Genomic DNA, 16,606 nt, shown 5'->3' on the forward strand with positions numbered 1-16,606 from the left:
CAAAAAGCCCCGCCGGAGCGGGGCTTTTCTATCTCAACCTGCTTAAAACCTTACGATTTCGCGAGGTTGCGCAGCACGTAGTGCAGCACGCCACCGTTTTCGATGTATTCGATCTCAGGGGCGGTATCGATGCGGCATTTGACTTGGATGACCTTCACAGTGCCGTCCGCATAGGTGATCTCGCAGGGCAGGGTTGCCAGCGGGGTGACCGTGTCGAGGCCAGTGATGGAGACGGTTTCGTCGCCGGTCAGGCCCAGAGATTTGCGGTTGTCATCACCGGTGAACTCGAACGGAACAACACCCATACCAACCAAGTTGGAGCGGTGGATGCGTTCAAAGCTTTCGGCGATGACGGCTTTGACACCCAAAAGTGCCGTGCCTTTGGCCGCCCAGTCACGCGAGGAGCCCGCGCCGTATTGTTCGCCAGCAAAGATCACCAGCGGAGTGCCGGCCTCTTGATAGGCCATGGAGGCGTCATAAATGGCCGCCTGTTGCCCATCCGGACCCTTGGTGTAGCCGCCTTCGACCCCATCGAGCATCTCGTTTTTGATGCGGATGTTGGCGAAAGTGCCGCGCATCATGATCTCGTGGTTGCCGCGACGCGAGCCGTAGGAGTTGAATTCACGGACCGGAACTTGGCGATCAATGAGGTATTTCCCTGCGGGCGTTGTCTGGGCAAAGGAGCCTGCCGGAGAGATGTGGTCGGTGGTGACCATATCGCCCAAGATGGCGAGGACTTTGGCGTCTTTGACGTTGTGGATCGTGCCTTTTTCCGCAGCCATACCTTGGAAGTAAGGCGGGTTTTGGATGTAGGTCGAGGTTGGCGGCCAATCGTAGGTTTCGCCACCGGAGACGTCCACAGCTTGCCATTTCTCATCGCCTTTGAACACATCGGCGTATTTCTTGAGGAAGGCTTCGCGGGTCACGGTTTGATCGACCAGATCGGAGATCTCTTCGTTGGTCGGCCAGATGTCTTTGAGGTAGACGTCATTGCCATCAATGTCTTGGCCGATCGGTTCGGACGAGAGGTCAATGGTCATGTCGCCAGCGATGGCATAGGCCACCACGAGCGGCGGCGAGGCGAGGTAGTTGGCGCGCACGTCGGGGGAAATACGACCCTCGAAGTTGCGGTTGCCCGAAAGCACAGCCGTGGCCACCAAATCACCCTCAGAGATGGCTTTGGAGATTTCGGGCTGAAGCGGGCCGGAGTTGCCGATACAGGTGGTACAGCCGTAGCCCACAAGGTTGAAGCCGATGGCGTCCAGATCCTCAGACAGACCAGCCGCATCAAGATACTCGGTCACAACCTGCGAGCCGGGGGCCAGTGAGGTTTTGACCCAAGGCTTGCGGGTCAGACCCAATGCGCGCGCTTTGCGTGCCACAAGGCCCGCGCCGATCATCACGTAAGGGTTGGAGGTGTTGGTGCAAGAGGTGATCGACGCGATCACAACCTTGCCCGAGGTCATGGCGTAATCTTCGCCTTCAACCGCAACGGATTTGCCCATTTCGCGTTTGAACGTCTTGGCCATTTCATCAGCAAAGGCGTCTTTCGCGTCGGTCAGTTTCAGGTAGTCCTGCGGGCGTTTCGGACCGGAGATGGCCGGAACGATGCTGCCCATGTCGAGCTCCAACGTGGAGGAGTAGATCGGCGCATAATCCGCACCGCGCCAGAACCCGTTCTCTTTCGCGTAGGCTTCGACCAACGCGATGCGATCTTCGTCGCGACCGGTTTGTGTGAGGTAGCGCAGGGTTTCGTTGTCGATCGGGAAGAAGCCGCAGGTTGCGCCATATTCCGGTGCCATGTTGGCAATGGTGGAGCGCTGTGCGATCGGCAGTTTGTCCAAGCCTTCGCCGTAGAATTCAACGAATTTGCCAACCACGCCGTGAGCGCGGAGCATTTCGACGACTTTGAGCACGAGGTCGGTGCCGGTGGTGCCTTCGACCATTTCGCCGGTGAGTTTGAAACCGACAACTTCCGGGATCAACATGGAGATCGGCTGACCGAGCATCGCAGCTTCGGCTTCGATGCCGCCCACGCCCCAGCCCAAAACGGCCATGCCGTTGACCATGGTGGTGTGGGAGTCGGTGCCGACGAGCGTGTCAGGATAAGCAACTTCGACGCCGGTTTGGTCTTTGTCGGTCCAAACGGTTTGTGCGAGGTATTCGACGTTCACCTGGTGACAAATGCCGGTGCCCGGCGGCACAACGCGGAAGTTTTCAAACGCGGTCTGACCCCATTTGAGGAACTGGTAACGCTCCATGTTGCGCTCATATTCGCGGTCCACGTTCATCTGGAACGCACGCGGGTTGCCGAATTCGTCGATCATCACCGAGTGGTCGATCACGAGGTCAACAGGCACCAGCGGGTTGATCTTTTTGGCATCGCCACCCAAGGATTTGATGCCGTCGCGCATGGCGGCAAGGTCCACAACGGCGGGAACGCCGGTGAAATCCTGCATTAAAACGCGGGCCGGACGATAGGCAATCTCGCGCGGGTTTTGGCCGCCATTGGCGCCCCATTCGGCAAACGCTTTGATGTCGTCGGTGGAGACGGAAAAGCCGCCGTCTTCAAACCGAAGAATGTTTTCCAGCACCACTTTCAGCGAGGCGGGCAGGTTGGAGAAATCGCCAAGCCCGGCGGCTTGCGCGGCGGGGATCGAATAATAGGCGATTGTCTTGCCGTTCACAGTGAGCTCGCGGCGGGTTTTTGCGGTATCTTGACCGACAACTACAGTCATGGGGTTGGCCTCCCTTAGAGTGTCAACAGGGTTATGCTGCCCTGCTTTTGGCCTATTGGCCGAGTCCATTCAAGAGGGGAGATGCATTTTTGTGTGCAATGGTATACAAAAAAGCCTCCTTGCCCGCGTCGCATCGCCCAAACGGGGCAAATTCGTGCTTTTCCTAGAGAATAAGTCGGATATTTCGCAGCCCCAATGGTGGCTTTTCGTCCTGCGTTCTTTACGCCACTGTAACGCTTTCTCGCAAAACCTTGATTGGCACCAACGTCCTGACACCGTTATGCAGGGACCAAAGACGGAGACATCATGCGACAGTTTATGGCAGGCCTCACCTTCGCGGTCCTTTCCGGTGTGATCACTGGAACACTCCCGGGCGCTCTTGTCGCTCAGGACGCTCAAGGCCGCGCGACACACAGCACGCCCGATCTTGTCGTTGTGGAACTCTTCACCTCCCAAGGTTGCTCCTCTTGCCCCCCCGCCGATGCCATGATGGCAGAGCTTGCCACCCGTGACGATGTTCTCCCCCTCTCACTGCATGTCGATTACTGGGATTACATTGGCTGGCGTGATGAGTTCGCCCAGCCGCAATTCACCACCCGGCAAAAAGCCTATGCCCATGCCGCTGGCAATCGCACCATCTACACGCCGCAAATGATCGTGCAGGGGTTGGATCACCTCGTCGGTGCCAAACCGATGCGCTTGGCCGATCTTGTTGCCCACCATCATGCCAGTCCCGTCGCCCCCGTCGCCCTCTCGGTGCTGCGCGCGGGGTCTGTTCTGACGGTGAATGCGCGTCCCACCGGGGCTTTGCCTGCATTGATGCGGCTCCAAATCGTGCGCTACATCCCCTATGCGCGCGTCGATATTGAACGCGGCGAAAATGCGGGGCGTGTGGTGGATTACACCAATGTTGTGACGCAATGGACCTCTGTGGCCGATTGGGATGGGATGGGGCCGCTCTCTGTGACCCTTGATGTCCCCGGCAAAGATCGTACCGCTGTGATCCTGCAAGCCGCAGGCCCCGGTCCGATCCTCTCGGTTGCCCGCGCCGACTAACGCGCGCTCCCATTTTTAGGCATGTGAGGGCTTTTAATAGGCTCTAAAGGATTTGCGATTAGGCTTGCGGTTGAAAGACACGCCCCTCGTCGCGCATCCCACTTTGGAGGTCATATGCCGTTGTTCCGCCTTTTTGCCCTAACTCACGCTGCCGCACGGGCGACGACTGGACGTCACCTGTTTATGGCCGCTTGCACCTGTTTGGGGGTGTCCCTGTTCAGTGCCGCGCCGGCGTCAGCCACCTCCGTCGCCTTGAATTCGCCCGAGGCAAAGGTGGTGCTCCAAACCTATTTTGAAGAAACGATCCTGCCTTGGCTGTCAGAACCGACCCTTCTTGGAGCCATTCGCAAACAAAATGAAACCACCGCCGGTTTGAGCGAGGCCGATGTCCTTGAGCTTGATAAAACGTGGCGCGCCCAAGTGGGCACCGAAGACCAGCCTATGGTCGATCAGGTGATCCACAACAACGTCTCTGATTTTTTCGTCCATAGCATTGCCGATAACGGGGGCATTATCACCGAGATTTTCATCATGGATGCCAAAGGCCTGAACGTGGCGGCCTCTATGCCCACCTCGGATTACTGGCAGGGCGATGAGGCAAAATTCCAACAGACATTCTCGGTCGGTGTGGATGCCATCCATGTTGGCGATATTGAGTTTGATGCCTCGACAGGCGTGTCACAATCGCAGATTTCGGCCACCATCACCGATCCGGCGACCGGCGCGCCGATTGGTGCGATCACGGTTGGGCTGATTGCCGATATTTTGATGTGATCTGTTGTGGCGGTGCGAAAGCGACCCTATGCCTCGGGCGCCTCGTCTTGCGCGCGCGCCATTTCGGCCAGTTGGTCTTCCAAACGCTCCGGTTTCCACCGCCGATGGATCCAAAACCATTGCTCCATATGTTGACGGGTCACCGCCTCTAAACTGTCGTTGAGCGCCTGTGTCATCACCTCGGGATCGCCATGCGGCACGGGGGCTTCGACGCGCACCCGGAATGTCAGCCCGTCTGGTTGCCGAATGCCATAGATCGGCACCAAAAGAGCATCATATTTCAACGCGAGTTCGGCCGCGGACAAAGCGGTGCGGGCGGGTTTGCCGAAAAACGTCAAAATTGGCCCGGCATGGACATAGACATCCACCAAAAAACCAATCATCCCACCGGATTTAAGATGGGCCAGCAATTTGGCGTAGCCTTTGCGCCCTCGTGGGAACAGGGGTTGGCCGATGGTGCCGATCGCCTTGACGTAATGAGCGTTGTAAAACTTGTTTTTCATCGGATTGTAGAGTGATCCGATGTCATAGCCTTTGGCAATCAAGGCGGCGCGGGGCACGTCATAATTGCCAAAATGTCCGGTCAAAAGGATCACCGGTCGTCGCGCAATGCGGGCCTGTTCAATGATCTCAACGCCGGGCCCCTCAAAGGTGACATCCTTCATGCGTGCGATGAAATCCGCGCCGGAATAAATTTCGATCAAGGTGCGGCCGGCGTTATCCGCCACAGCGCGCATCAGCCGTTTGACCTCAGCTTCTGGCAGTTCGGGCATCACATGTGCCAGATTTTCGCGCACCCGCCGATTATATCCCGCCAAGGGCGCGACCACATACGCCATCACCCAACCCATCATCCGTACACGCGTTTGATAAGGCATCGCTAAAGCGGCCCCCAAAACCCCACGGATCAGCAGATTTTCAAGGTATTGTCCCAAGGGCCCCTCGACATCGGCACGTTTGATTTTCATGGCAGGCTCACTTTTGGGGCAGGTTTGCAGCAGGCGGAACGCGGGTCTGTTTTTCGCGATGCCAGACATAAAGCCCGGCCGCCACGATCACAAGTGCGCCGATCACGGTCCAAAAATCGGGCAATTGGTTAAAGAAAACCATGCCCCAAACAGAGGCTGTGAGCAATCCGGCGTAGGAAAACGGTGCGATGGCCGAGGCCTCTGCCGCCGCATAGGCCCGGATCATCATGAATTGCCCGACCGCACCAAGCGCGCCCATCACTGCCATCAACATCAAGGCCTCACCGCTTGGAGCAACCCAGCGAAACGGGACAATCAGGCTCATGATCGCGGTGCAGATCAGGCCGGAATAGAGCAGGGCGGTGAACGGGTTTTCCTTGGTCCCAATGTAGCGTGTCGATAAGGCATAGCCCGCCAAACAGACAGCCGAGCCCAAGGGCCACAGCGAAGTGAAGGAAAACACCGATGCCCCTGGGCGAATAATGATCAGCGCGCCGATCAGGGCGGCGATGATGCCCATAATCCGGCGGGAACCAACCTTTTCACCCAAAAGAACCGCAGCCCCCAGCGTGATTAAAACCGGGGCCAAATCGGCCACGGCGGTGGCTTCGGCCAACCCTTGGGTTTTGAGCGCTGCGAAAAAACAGGCGGCGGCTGTGAGTTGCAAGAAACCGCGCAGAATTTGGAGGTTTGGATGCTGGGTTTTGAGCACAGTCTTGAGCCGAGGCGCAAAAAGCACGACCAAAATCAACAATTGCCCGCCGTATCTGGCCCACAAGATCTGCGACAAGTCGACTTCCCCGCTCAACCGTTTGGCGACCGCATCCATCAGCGAGAAAAACGTCACCGAGGTGAGCATGAAAAGAATGCCGCGTGATTGGGCGGTGAGAGCGGAGAACCATATCATGGTGCGACGCTAGGTCCGGTGTCGAAGTTTGTCCATATGGTCCAAATGCAATGGGCCGTTGCACGAGAGATGTCTGATCTGCGCCGGCTATTCTTCGTCGCCGGTCAAAAGGAAAATCTCCCCGGTGGATTCGAGGTCGCGAATGGCGGCAACCACGGCGTTCATGGCCTCTTCGGCATCCGACTCTTTGACTTTGCCAAGGGTGTCAATTTCTTCGCGCAGGCCATCGGCCATGCGTTTGGACATGTTGGAGAGGATGAAATCGGTGGAGGCCGCCGCTTCGCCCGTGGCCCCCGCAAGGGCTTTGATCAGCATGTCTTGTTCGACCCCGCGCACCACTTTGGCGACATCGCGGCCATCAATTCGGGTGGCGATATTGGCAAAGGTAAAGATATTGCGCCGCACTTCTTCGGCAAAGGCCTTGTCGGTTTCGTCCAACCCCTCTAGCACGCCGTCACGGGTGGCGGAATTGGAGAAGTTGAGGATCGCGCCGACCCGTTCAGGCGGGTGATCGGTAAAGGCTTGTGGCGGCTGCGCATCCAGTTGCGAGGCAATGGAAATGCCGATGCGCTGAACCACGGCGGGAGAGATCGAGGAGGTCAGAGAAATGGCGTAGGCGATGCGGCGGGCGCGCTCGCCCGGTAGCATCGACATCAGCTGCGCCGATTTCGAGACTTTGAGCTTGGACAAAAGCACCGCGCCAACTTCGACGCTTTCCTCTTGTAATACCGGGATCAGGCGGGAGATATCGACATCTGAAATGCGTTCCCACGGATCGCCTGTCAGAGAAAAACCGGCGTTTTTGCGCAGTTTTGAGGCTGTGGTGGCCGAAATTGTGCCATCCAGCACATTGAGCGCGCCCTCAAGCCCGCCGGGGAAAGACAGGCCGATGGCTTCGAGCTCTTCTAGAAATTCTTCGATGACAGAGGCCAGCGTGTCCTTGTCGATATAGCGCAAATCGGTCAGTTGATGAGCCAATTCGACCTGCATTTCCTCTGGGAAATGTGAGAGCGGCAATTTGATGTCTTGGGCGGCAAGCAGTTTGACGATGACCGCGGCTTTCGCGCGTTTGGACAGTTTGGCGGGCATCCGTGAGACGGGGGAGGGCATGTCAAACCCGCCCATGTCGCCAAAATCGCCCATAGACCCGAGATCGGGCAGAGATCCCATGTCATCTGAAATTTGAGGAAATCCTGCCACGTGCGCCTCTTGATTTGGGTGTTTGGTGATTCACCAGTCGTACGGGGCTACATTGGGCGATCAACCTTAACGCAAAGCTACCACACCCGGATCAAAGGCCCGAATGTGCAGGATTTTATCTAAATTTCGAGCTGAGGCTGACCTGCGGCCCAAGCCACGCCCAGATCACGCCAAGTTTAGCCCATCACCTGTTCGACGCAGGTGCCCGTTTTGCTGTCCCAGGCGAAACCTTCCGCGCAGGAGGCCAGTTTTTGTTCGTGTGGGCAGGTGCGGTCTTGGGCCGAGGTGGGACCAGACAAAGCAATGAGACAGGCGAGGGCGGTGAAGCTGCGTTTCAACATAAAACTCTCCCAAAAGCGGTGGCCTTTGGGAGAGCATATCACAGAATCAGCAGGTTTTTGAGCCTCAAGCGTCGCTTAGGCGCCAAACACCCGTTTGAAAATCGTGTCGACATGTTTGGTGTGGTAATCCATGTCGAATTTCTCGTTGATGCCGTCGACCCCAAGTGCGGCCACGACCTCTTCGTCCGCCAAGAGGAGATCACGGAAATCGAGACGCTCTTCCCAAACTTTCAAAGCGTTGCGTTGCACCATGGAATAGGCGTTTTCACGCGACACACCGGCCTGCGTCAAAGCCAGAAGCACACGTTGGCTCATCACAAGGCCCGGAAATTTGTTCATATTGTCGAGCATGTTGTCCGGGAAGATCAACATTTTCTCGACCACACCGGCCAGACGGTTGAGGGCAAAATCGAGGGTCACGGTGGCATCCGGGCCAATGCCGCGTTCGACGGAGGAATGCGAAATGTCGCGTTCATGCCAGAGCGCCACGTTTTCCATCGCGGGGATTACGGTCATGCGGACGAGACGGGCAAGACCTGTGAGGTTTTCGGTCAACACCGGGTTTTTCTTATGCGGCATGGCCGAGGAGCCTTTTTGCCCCGCAGAGAAAAACTCGGCCCCCTCAAGGACCTCGGTGCGCTGCATGTGGCGGATCTCGATGGCGACGTTTTCGATCGAGGAGGCGATGACCCCCAAGGTGGCAAAGAACATGGCGTGACGGTCGCGCGGAATAACCTGAGTGGAGATCGGTTCGGGTTTGAGACCGAGTTGCGCGCAGACATGCTCTTCGACGGCTGGGTCGATATTGGCAAATGTGCCGACCGCGCCGGAGATGGCGCCGGTGGCGACTTCTTCACGGGCAGATTGAAGGCGGGCCTTGTTGCGGTCCATCTCAGCATAAAAGCGGGCAAAGGTCAGACCCATTGTGGTGGGTTCCGCGTGGATGCCGTGGGAGCGGCCAACACGGACGGTCATCTTGTGCTCAAGCGCGCGTGTTTTCAGCGCCGCAAGCAATTTGTCCATATCCGCCAAAAGGATGTCGGCGGCGCGCACAAGTTGGACGTTCAGGCAGGTGTCCAAAACGTCGGAGGAGGTCATGCCCTGATGCACGAACCGGGCCTCATCAGAGCCAACATGTTCGGCCAGATGGGTGAGAAAGGCGATGACATCATGCTTTGTGACGGCTTCGATCTCGTCAATGCGCGCGACATCGAACTCGACGTCTTTGGCTTTCCAGACGGCGTCGGCGTTTGCCTGAGGGATCACGCCGAGCTTGGCCTGAGCGTCACAGGCGTGGGCTTCGATCTCGTACCAGATTTTGAACTTGGTGGCGGGTTCCCAGATGTCGACCATCTCTTTGCGGGAGTAACGGGGGATCATGGCAGTCCTTTCGTGTACGCAAACGCATCGCGCGCCTCATACGCGTCTGACGGGCCAAGAGCAAGTCTATGCGCAAAGCGTTGCGCCAGGCGAGGGGATCAAATCGTTTTGGTGCAATGATCGTTTTGGTGCAATGCAAGAGTGTGATACCATCATCTCATAGCATACAACGTCATCTTGTTCACAAATGGGCGCAATTCATGTTTGACTTCGCAGATCCAACGCTGATGGGGTATGCCCAAAAGTTACATGACACGATTGCGCCCTCTGGCGTGGTGATCTACCGCGCTCGGGCTGGCGAAGTGGCCCCCGTTCTTGAAGTTCTGGTCAACACGAACCACCCCGTGGGGCGTACACTTGACACGCTTCTCGTGCCACGTCTGACCATTGGTCACCTGGTGGTTGAGATGAACTGTGAATTGATCATCGACGACACGCTTATCCACCCGCTTCTCAAAGACAGCGCGGCGGTCACGGAAATGGGGATCATGGCCTATATTGGCGTGCCCTATCGCCTCGAAGGGCAGGTTGTCGGCGGGATTTCAGTGGTCCACCAACACCGCCGCCAGTGGGCCAACGAGCATATCCAAGCGGTGCGCGATGTGGCGCGTCATTTGGAACATATGGCTGAGGAGCGCCATGCGCAGGGCCTGCGTGGGGCGCCTATGCCGGATGCCGCCCCGGATCATTCCACACTATAGATTTTGTATGACACGACAGCTTTCTGATTTCATCGGTCTTTGGACGATCTCGCGCCACATCGATGACCGCCGGGTTGCCTCTGGGATGGGGGCTGCACGCCTTGTGGGGACGTGCGATTTTACCGTTTGCGCAGAAGGTCTTATGCAAGACGAACAGGGGCTTTTGTCTGTGCCTGGCGTCGACACCCCCTTTGAGGCCGCCCGGCGATATATGTGGCGAGCAGATGCGGCGTTGATCTCGGTGTTCTTTGACGATGGCCGATATTTTCACAGTTTCGACCCGAACCAAGCCCATCCCGAGGCGGATCATGATTGCACCCCGGATCGCTACGAGGTGCGCTATGATTTCTCTGAATGGCCGATCTGGCGGGCGCGGTGGCGCGTGACGGGGCCACGCAAGGATTACGTTAGCGTGACCACATATCGCAAAAGCGCGTAGGTTCGGTTACGGGCACTGGGCCTTGACGATGTCGCGCGCGCCCGGCATGCCGCCGATATTGGGCGTAAAATCGGTTCAGTGCCATAGGGATTGGCGGTCTTATAGCTCTCATAATCTGGCGTCATAGGACCGCAAGAGACGAGCAAGGAGAAAGCGAAACCGCTAAAATGACGCGCAAATCCATGAGGATAAAGCCCTATACATTGAGCAATATCTATGGGGTGTAGAGCGTTCCTTGGGGAGTCAGTGAGCCTTGGCTGGCCACCAATACAGCTCAGCGTGACAGCACAGTCATATGTGTTGGCTCGCCCGTCACAAGCTCGGTGACCGCCGCGCGGGAGACTTCAAAAAAGGCATGGCGCATATCCGGATTGCTGAGAAGCACAGCCATAAAAAACGCCAAAGCCCCAAGTCGCACCCATTTGTCCATGCTGTAGGCGGTGTTGATGGCAGCGACAAAAGACTTGATCTTTGTCCCTTGAGGACCAAGGGGCAGGGTCGCACGGGACGGCATTTTTTGCCGTTTGCCTTTGCGTGCAAACACCTCATGCGCACTCAAATGCACGGGGTCAGACGGTGCGATGCGCGACGCAATGGGCAGAGCGGACGTGCTTAAATCCGGCGGTGTGGCCGAGTTGTTGGGATGTCGACGATCCAGCGGATGATAGGGTTTGCGAAACATGGTCAATTCTTAAAGTCCGATCACGGCAAGAGTTTGACACAAATCGGAAAGAAGCGGCGCGGGTCTGAGCCGCGCCGCCTCTTTTTCTGTGTCGTTTGCGGTGTGTTTTGGCGGGGGGTTATACGTCTTCGTCCGCCTCCTGCGGGGCCGGGCCGGGGGCAGGCTCGCGGATATAATCGGGGGCCTCCGCCAAAAGACCGGCCTGCGGTGTTTCGGGGGCATCCGCTTCGGTGGTTGCCGTCGAAAAGCCGCTCACACCACCGCTTTTGGGCACGGGGTTCAACGACATCAAAGGTGGGCTCTTGCCCGCATCATACAGTCGGATGCCATAGGTTTGCGCACTGTTGCCATAAATATAAAGATCACGCGGGCCATTCACACCGCCATTCGGCCACGTCTGATGGCCGTTGGTGATGTCGCCGGTCAAAATATGCTGATCGCGTTGCCACAAAAGATAATAGCGCTGGCTGGCATAGAAAAACACCCGCATGAATTTATCCGCTGGGTGGGTGAAACTGTGCCACGGGATCGGGATGTCACAAGTCGCGACGCCCCCTTTGGGCAGAGTAAACACATCGCCGCGCTCAAACTGACGGATTTCGATGGATGAGTTGCTGTGATTGACGACTTTCGTCACTCTGGTGATTTCTAAAACCATGATTGTCCCCCCTTAATACCCTTTCATCAGGCCCAAGCCGGAAGTCGGTTTCAAGGGGAATGTGCGTCCGGCTTGGCAAATTGGCGTGAAAGTTGTCGCTACACCGCCTCGTCGTTCAAAGCTGTGCCGCCACGCGCACGCCCGCAAAGCCACCTTGCGCCACATCTGTACACAGATCGGCCCAGTCACAGCCGAGGCAGGCCAAGCGGCTCTCACCACGCGCAAACCCCGCTCTCAGCCGCGTAAGCCGGGCGGCATCTATGCCAAGCCGCACCCCGAGGGTGATCTCAAGCCCCAATAAAGCCCCGACATCGCGCGCGGCCAAGGCATCTCGCTCCACCACGCTGTCCCGACGACAATGCGGTGCGTCCTCGGTCAACAGCGGTGCGCAAATGTCATCCGGTCCGTCCACGATTTCGATCTCTTCACCGGCGGACAATCTCGCAGCGATCCGGTCGTAATTTTGAACAAAATCAGCCGAGTAGCCTTTTCCCGCGTAGGTGAGAAGGCACAACAGATGATGTGGGCGGAGATGGATCACTCGGTGTCCTCCAACGGCAATCCCCCTAAGACCCGGAGGCCGAGACGTACGCTGTCAATCTGATCCTGTGGCACCTTATGCAGCGCCAATTTGTCTGCAACATATGCTTCTAAGGAGGGAAGGTTCGTGCAATCAACTGGCTCTTGCCATGAATGGATAAACTCAAATTCACCGTCTTGATCCGCTTCGCACTCTTCGCGGTAGACGTAATTCCGTCCGATCATAACCTGAGCTTTCCACAGGTCGGCGAAAATATCATTCTCCACCAACAAGGCTCGTGGATACCAAGGTTCGTCAGTCTCAAATTGCTTGGCCCATTTTCTTTGCTCGATATAGCCCAGAGGGACGGTGATCACAAAATGGGCCGCTTGAAGAACAGCAATTATTGCAAGCGCTTGCTTGCCATTTTCAGACAGGCGATCCCAAAAAGGCAGTTTCATGGTGAGGCTTTCATGGTGAGGCTTTCGTCATAAAATAGCAGTTTTATGCTATAAGATTTCCCCCAAAAGAAAAGGGCCCCCGAAGGAGCCCTTTCCAAATCTTTGTACAACCGGCCTGCTTAGCAGGAGTAGTACATTTTGTACTCGATCGGGTGCGGTGTGTGCTCGTAGGCGTACACTTCTTCCCATTTGAGGGCCATATAGCCTTCAAGTTGGTCTTTGGTGAACACGTCGCCAGCCAGCAAGAAGTCCATGTCGGCTTCCAGCTCTTCAAGCGCTTCGCGCAAGCTGCCGCAGACCGTCGGGATCGCTGCCAATTCTTCCGGCGGCAGATCGTAAAGGTCTTTGTCGGACGAGGGGCCCGGATCGATTTTGTTTTTGATGCCGTCGAGGCCAGCCATCAACAGGGCCGCAAAGCACAGGTACGGGTTGGCGGACGGGTCGGGGAAACGGGCCTCGACGCGTTTGGCTTTGGGAGATTCCGACCACGGAATACGCACACAGCCCGAGCGGTTGGATGCGGAATAGGCCCGCAGAACCGGAGCTTCAAAGCCCGGGATCAAGCGTTTGTAGGAGTTGGTGGACGGGTTGGTGATCGCGTTCAACGCTTTGGCGTGCTTCAAGATGCCGCCGATGAAATACAGCGCCTCTTGCGACAGGTCCGCGTATTTGTCGCCTGCGAACAACGGCTTACCGTCTTTCCAAATCGACATGTTGACGTGCATCCCGGTGCCGTTGTCGCCAGACATCGGTTTCGGCATGAAGGTCGCGGATTTGCCATAAGCATGGGCAACGTTGTGCACGACGTATTTGTATTTCTGGATCTCGTCGGCTTGCGTGGTCAGCGTTCCGAAGATCAGACCAAGCTCGTGCTGGCAAGACGCCACCTCGTGGTGGTGCTTGTCCACTTTCATGCCCATGTTGGCCATTGTGGTCAGCATTTCGCCGCGAATGTCTTGAGCGTCATCAATAGGGTTGACCGGGAAATAGCCGCCCTTGATGCCCGGACGGTGGCCGGTGTTGCCCATTTCATACTCGGTGTCAGAGTTCCACGCACCGTCGAGCGCGTCGATTTGGTAGGACACTTTGTTCATCGACACGGAGAAGCGCACGTCATCGAACAGGAAGAATTCAGCTTCCGGGCCCATATAAGCCGCGTCACCGATGCCCGAGGACTTCAGGTAAGCTTCGGCTTTTTGTGCTGTGCCGCGCGGGTCGCGATCGTAGGCTTCGCCGGTGTCGGGCTCGACGACGGAGCAATGCACGCACATGGTTTTTTCCGCATAGAACGGGTCGATATAAACCGAATCCGGGTCCGGGATCAGTTTCATGTCGGATTTGTCGATGGATTTCCAACCGGCGATCGACGACCCGTCGAACATAAACCCGTCTTCAAAAAAGCCTTCATCGACTTCGGTGTAGCGCAGTGTGACGTGCTGCAGCTTGCCGCGCGGATCGGTGAACCGCACGTCGACGTACTGAACGTCTTCGTCTTTGATGGTCTGGAGAACGTCTTGGATGCTCATTGTGACCTTTTCCCTCTGAGTTAGAAAAACATAAATTGACATGAGGGCGGCTTACTCCGCCCCATGCCCCCCTTACAGCGCGTCTTGGCCAGACTCGCCGGTGCGGATACGAATGGCTTGTTCGATCGGAGAGACGAAAATCTTACCGTCGCCGATCTTGTCGGTTTTGGCCGCCGCAATAATCGCCTCAATCGCGCTGTCGACCTGATCGGCGGCCAGCACAACTTCGATTTTCACCTTCGGCAAAAAGTCCACGACGTATTCTGCACCACGGTACAGCTCTGTGTGGCCCTTTTGGCGCCCGAAGCCCTTCACCTCGACGACCGAAAGACCCTGAACGCCAATATCTTGTAGCGCCTCTTTCACTTCGTCGAGCTTGAAGGGCTTGATGATCGCTTCGATCTTTTTCATCGACCTTCGACTCCCTAAACTTGGTTCGCTGACTGTCAGACCATTTCTCATCTGCCGCCACAATCGGGTAGGCTGGACTAAGCGAGAAAGTCCCACAGGATTCGCATGGCCGTGCTTATAATTTGTGCGATGCGATTTTAAAATGTGCATAAATAAAACTTTTGAGGAAAATGATGGCGGAACTTCTGAGCAGTGCCCAAATGCGCGCCATTCCCGCCGCGCCTTCTGGCGTGGCCGCACCGGTTGAGCGGAGGCCAAAACGATGACCGAACTCCTGACATCGGCCCAAATGCGTGCCATTGAACAGGCTGCGATCGCCTCTGGATCGGTCACTGGACTGACCTTGATGGAACGGGCCGGGCAGGGTGTTGTGGATGCCATTTTTGACGAGTGGCCCGAGCTGGCCCTGAGTGCCTATAAAGCTGTCGTGCTTTGTGGCCCCGGCAACAATGGTGGTGACGGATTTGTCATCGCTCGCCTGCTCAAACAGCGCGGTTGGGAGGTGGCGGTGTTTCTCTATGGCGACCCCGAAAAACTCCCGCCCGATGCGCGGGCGAATTATGAGCGGTGGGTGGGAATGGGGAGCGCTCAAGCTCTCAAATCCGAGACGTTTCCGCAATTCCACAAATGTCACTTTGACGTCATTTGTGATGCGCTTTTTGGGACGGGACTCGCCAGACCCGTTCAGGGCGACATCGCCAAAGTATTGAAGAGAATGCGTGTGGGGCTTTGGCCCTATGAACGCTCGCTTCGGCCGACTGAGCGCTATGTCGCGGTCGACATTCCGACGTCGATTTGTGCTGATAGCGGGCAGCTCATCCTCGAGAAAGAAAATACTCTTGCTCATTTCTGGGCGGATCTCACCGTGACATTTCATGCACCGAAATTGGGGCATTTTTTAGCGGATGGTCCTGATATTGTAGGAAAGCTTGTCGTCAAAGACATTGGTCTGAAGTCTCGTGTGAGAGACGACGTAACTCTGAACGGCTGTCCTGACGATCTTGCCAAAGAAGCGTATTCTCACAAATACAGCCATGGCCACGCCCTCATCCTCTCCGGTCTCTCAGGCAAAACGGGTGCTGCCCGTCTGTCTGCGCGCGCGGCTTTGCGGGTTGGGGCGGGGCTTGTGACCCTTGGCACCCCACATGAGGCCTTGCTTGAAAACGCGGCGCAGCTTACCGCCATTATGCTGACGGAAATCGACACACCGGACATTCTGACACGTGTGCTCAAAGACGCGCGCATCAACGCCCTGTGCATCGGGCCGGGCTTTGGCGTTGAACGGGCGGGCGCGTTCTTGCCCTATGTGCTGGCCGCCAAGCGCGCCATGGTGCTCGATGCCGATGCGCTGACGGCGCTTTCGCAGGACCAAGCCCTGTTTGCCGCCCTGCATGACAGATGCGTCCTCACGCCCCATGCGGGCGAATTTAAGCGCCTGTTCCCGGACCTCGCCGCCAAACTTGACGCGCCCGCCACGACAGGTCCGGCCTATTCCAAACTCGATGCCACCAGAGAGGCCGCCAAACGTGCCGGGTGCGTGGTTTTGTTCAAAGGCCCCGATACGGTGATCGCCTCTCCCAATGGCCACGCCACCATCAACGCCGCGGTGTATGAGCGCGCCGCCCCTTGGCTCGCCACCGCCGGGTCGGGGGATGTTTTGGCCGGGATCATCACCGGGCTTTTGGCGCGTGGACACTCCCCGCATCAAGCCGCCGAGACCGGCGCATGGCTCCACACAGAGGCCGCGCGCAGCTTTGGCCCCGGTTTGATTGCGGAGGATTTGGCTGAGGAACTGCCCAAGGTGTTTCGTCAGCTTGGGCTATGAGTATTTTTGCTGCAATGAA

At 57.1% G+C, this 16,606-nt stretch carries 17 protein-coding genes; 5 read left to right on the top strand and 12 right to left on the bottom strand.

All coding sequences use genetic code 11. The features are described 5' to 3' along the window. Positions 1-50: 50 nt before the first annotated feature. Positions 51-2,738, bottom strand: coding sequence for an aconitate hydratase AcnA (acnA, locus tag DA792_RS05480; RefSeq protein ID WP_107718804.1), 2,688 nt, complete (start codon positions 2,736-2,738; stop codon positions 51-53). A 306-nt stretch (positions 2,739-3,044) separates the two neighbouring features. Here acnA and DA792_RS05485 point away from each other — a divergent pair, with 306 nt between their 5' ends. Next, positions 3,045-3,794 (top strand): DUF1223 domain-containing protein, encoded by a 750-nt coding sequence (locus tag DA792_RS05485; RefSeq protein WP_107718806.1) that lies wholly within the window; start codon positions 3,045-3,047, stop codon positions 3,792-3,794. Positions 3,795-3,908: 114 nt separating this feature from the next. Next, complete coding sequence (locus tag DA792_RS05490) at positions 3,909-4,568, top strand: hypothetical protein (protein ID WP_159075175.1); 660 nt, start codon at positions 3,909-3,911, stop codon at positions 4,566-4,568. 26 nt (positions 4,569-4,594) lie between these two features. On the opposite strand, the gene DA792_RS05495 is transcribed toward DA792_RS05490, so the two are convergent. The 5 genes from DA792_RS05495 to purB all read right to left on the bottom strand — a co-directional run bounded on the left by DA792_RS05495 (position 4,595) and on the right by purB (position 9,364). Beyond that, positions 4,595-5,536, bottom strand: a complete 942-nt coding sequence (locus tag DA792_RS05495; RefSeq protein ID WP_107718810.1) for a lysophospholipid acyltransferase family protein — start codon at positions 5,534-5,536, stop codon at positions 4,595-4,597. Positions 5,537-5,543: 7 nt separating this feature from the next. Continuing rightward, a complete protein-coding gene (locus DA792_RS05500) occupies positions 5,544-6,443 on the bottom strand; it encodes a DMT family transporter (RefSeq protein WP_107718812.1) in 900 nt (299 codons plus the stop codon). Positions 6,444-6,530: 87 nt separating this feature from the next. Further along, positions 6,531-7,643: a flagellar motor switch protein FliG gene (locus DA792_RS05505; RefSeq protein WP_339690377.1), complete on the bottom strand. Its 1,113-nt coding sequence runs from the start codon at positions 7,641-7,643 to the stop codon at positions 6,531-6,533. Positions 7,644-7,819: 176 nt separating this feature from the next. Continuing rightward, on the bottom strand, positions 7,820-7,984 hold the full coding sequence (locus DA792_RS22175; protein ID WP_159075176.1) for a hypothetical protein: 165 nt from the start codon (positions 7,982-7,984) through the stop codon (positions 7,820-7,822). Between the two features lie 75 nt (positions 7,985-8,059). Further along, on the bottom strand, positions 8,060-9,364 hold the full coding sequence (gene purB / locus DA792_RS05510) for an adenylosuccinate lyase (RefSeq protein WP_107718816.1): 1,305 nt from the start codon (positions 9,362-9,364) through the stop codon (positions 8,060-8,062). Positions 9,365-9,564: 200 nt separating this feature from the next. Between purB and DA792_RS05515 the strand changes: the two genes are divergently transcribed. Both DA792_RS05515 and DA792_RS05520 read left to right on the top strand, forming a co-directional pair. After that, the gene (locus tag DA792_RS05515) at positions 9,565-10,065 is read left to right on the top strand and encodes a GAF domain-containing protein (RefSeq protein WP_159075177.1); all 501 of its coding nucleotides are present in this window, start codon (positions 9,565-9,567) and stop codon (positions 10,063-10,065) included. 7 nt (positions 10,066-10,072) lie between these two features. Beyond that, the gene (locus tag DA792_RS05520) at positions 10,073-10,504 is read left to right on the top strand and encodes a DUF6314 family protein (RefSeq protein ID WP_107718820.1); all 432 of its coding nucleotides are present in this window, start codon (positions 10,073-10,075) and stop codon (positions 10,502-10,504) included. A 274-nt stretch (positions 10,505-10,778) separates the two neighbouring features. Here the strand turns inward: DA792_RS05520 and DA792_RS05525 are convergent, their stop codons facing one another. The 6 genes from DA792_RS05525 to DA792_RS05550 form a co-directional block, all read right to left on the bottom strand. Further along, positions 10,779-11,186, bottom strand: coding sequence for a hypothetical protein (locus tag DA792_RS05525; RefSeq protein ID WP_107718822.1), 408 nt, complete (start codon positions 11,184-11,186; stop codon positions 10,779-10,781). 118 nt (positions 11,187-11,304) lie between these two features. Next, positions 11,305-11,844 carry a hypothetical protein gene (locus tag DA792_RS05530; RefSeq protein WP_107718825.1) on the bottom strand — a complete coding sequence of 180 codons (540 nt, stop codon included), beginning with the start codon at positions 11,842-11,844 and terminating at the stop codon, positions 11,305-11,307. Positions 11,845-11,959: 115 nt separating this feature from the next. Beyond that, a complete protein-coding gene (locus DA792_RS05535) occupies positions 11,960-12,385 on the bottom strand; it encodes a DUF1284 domain-containing protein (RefSeq protein WP_107718827.1) in 426 nt (141 codons plus the stop codon). After that, complete coding sequence (locus tag DA792_RS05540; RefSeq protein ID WP_107718828.1) at positions 12,382-12,825, bottom strand: hypothetical protein; 444 nt, start codon at positions 12,823-12,825, stop codon at positions 12,382-12,384. The genes DA792_RS05535 and DA792_RS05540 overlap by 4 nt, the downstream gene beginning before the upstream one ends. Before the next feature lie 119 nt (positions 12,826-12,944). Then, positions 12,945-14,351 (bottom strand): type I glutamate--ammonia ligase, encoded by a 1,407-nt coding sequence (gene glnA / locus DA792_RS05545; RefSeq protein WP_107718830.1) that lies wholly within the window; start codon positions 14,349-14,351, stop codon positions 12,945-12,947. Between the two features lie 72 nt (positions 14,352-14,423). Continuing rightward, a complete protein-coding gene (locus tag DA792_RS05550; RefSeq protein WP_107718832.1) occupies positions 14,424-14,762 on the bottom strand; it encodes a P-II family nitrogen regulator in 339 nt (112 codons plus the stop codon). Positions 14,763-15,024: 262 nt separating this feature from the next. On the opposite strand from DA792_RS05550, the gene DA792_RS05555 reads away from it, so the two are divergent. Then, positions 15,025-16,587 carry an NAD(P)H-hydrate dehydratase gene (locus DA792_RS05555; RefSeq protein WP_107718834.1) on the top strand — a complete coding sequence of 521 codons (1,563 nt, stop codon included), beginning with the start codon at positions 15,025-15,027 and terminating at the stop codon, positions 16,585-16,587. Positions 16,588-16,606: the final 19 nt, after the last annotated feature.

Source organism: Celeribacter baekdonensis, from assembly GCF_003047105.1.
Classification (GTDB): Bacteria; Pseudomonadota; Alphaproteobacteria; order Rhodobacterales; family Rhodobacteraceae; genus Celeribacter; species Celeribacter baekdonensis_B.

Bases quoted from the DNA above. Each gene is read 5' to 3' on its own strand.
- DA792_RS05495 (WP_107718810.1), bottom strand. From the start codon at position 5,536: ATGAAAATCAAACGTGCCGATGTCGAGGGGCCCTTGGGACAATACCTT.
- acnA (WP_107718804.1), bottom strand. From the start codon at position 2,738: ATGACTGTAGTTGTCGGTCAAGATACCGCAAAAACCCGCCGCGAGCTC.
- DA792_RS22175 (WP_159075176.1), bottom strand. From the start codon at position 7,984: ATGTTGAAACGCAGCTTCACCGCCCTCGCCTGTCTCATTGCTTTGTCT.
- purB (WP_107718816.1), bottom strand. From the start codon at position 9,364: ATGATCCCCCGTTACTCCCGCAAAGAGATGGTCGACATCTGGGAACCC.
- DA792_RS05500 (WP_107718812.1), bottom strand. From the start codon at position 6,443: ATGATATGGTTCTCCGCTCTCACCGCCCAATCACGCGGCATTCTTTTC.
- DA792_RS05520 (WP_107718820.1), top strand. From the start codon at position 10,073: ATGACACGACAGCTTTCTGATTTCATCGGTCTTTGGACGATCTCGCGC.
- DA792_RS05490 (WP_159075175.1), top strand. From the start codon at position 3,909: ATGCCGTTGTTCCGCCTTTTTGCCCTAACTCACGCTGCCGCACGGGCG.
- DA792_RS05530 (WP_107718825.1), bottom strand. From the start codon at position 11,844: ATGGTTTTAGAAATCACCAGAGTGACGAAAGTCGTCAATCACAGCAAC.
- DA792_RS05485 (WP_107718806.1), top strand. From the start codon at position 3,045: ATGCGACAGTTTATGGCAGGCCTCACCTTCGCGGTCCTTTCCGGTGTG.
- DA792_RS05525 (WP_107718822.1), bottom strand. From the start codon at position 11,186: ATGTTTCGCAAACCCTATCATCCGCTGGATCGTCGACATCCCAACAAC.
- glnA (WP_107718830.1), bottom strand. From the start codon at position 14,351: ATGAGCATCCAAGACGTTCTCCAGACCATCAAAGACGAAGACGTTCAG.
- DA792_RS05555 (WP_107718834.1), top strand. From the start codon at position 15,025: ATGACCGAACTCCTGACATCGGCCCAAATGCGTGCCATTGAACAGGCT.
- DA792_RS05540 (WP_107718828.1), bottom strand. From the start codon at position 12,825: ATGAAACTGCCTTTTTGGGATCGCCTGTCTGAAAATGGCAAGCAAGCG.
- DA792_RS05550 (WP_107718832.1), bottom strand. From the start codon at position 14,762: ATGAAAAAGATCGAAGCGATCATCAAGCCCTTCAAGCTCGACGAAGTG.
- DA792_RS05515 (WP_159075177.1), top strand. From the start codon at position 9,565: ATGTTTGACTTCGCAGATCCAACGCTGATGGGGTATGCCCAAAAGTTA.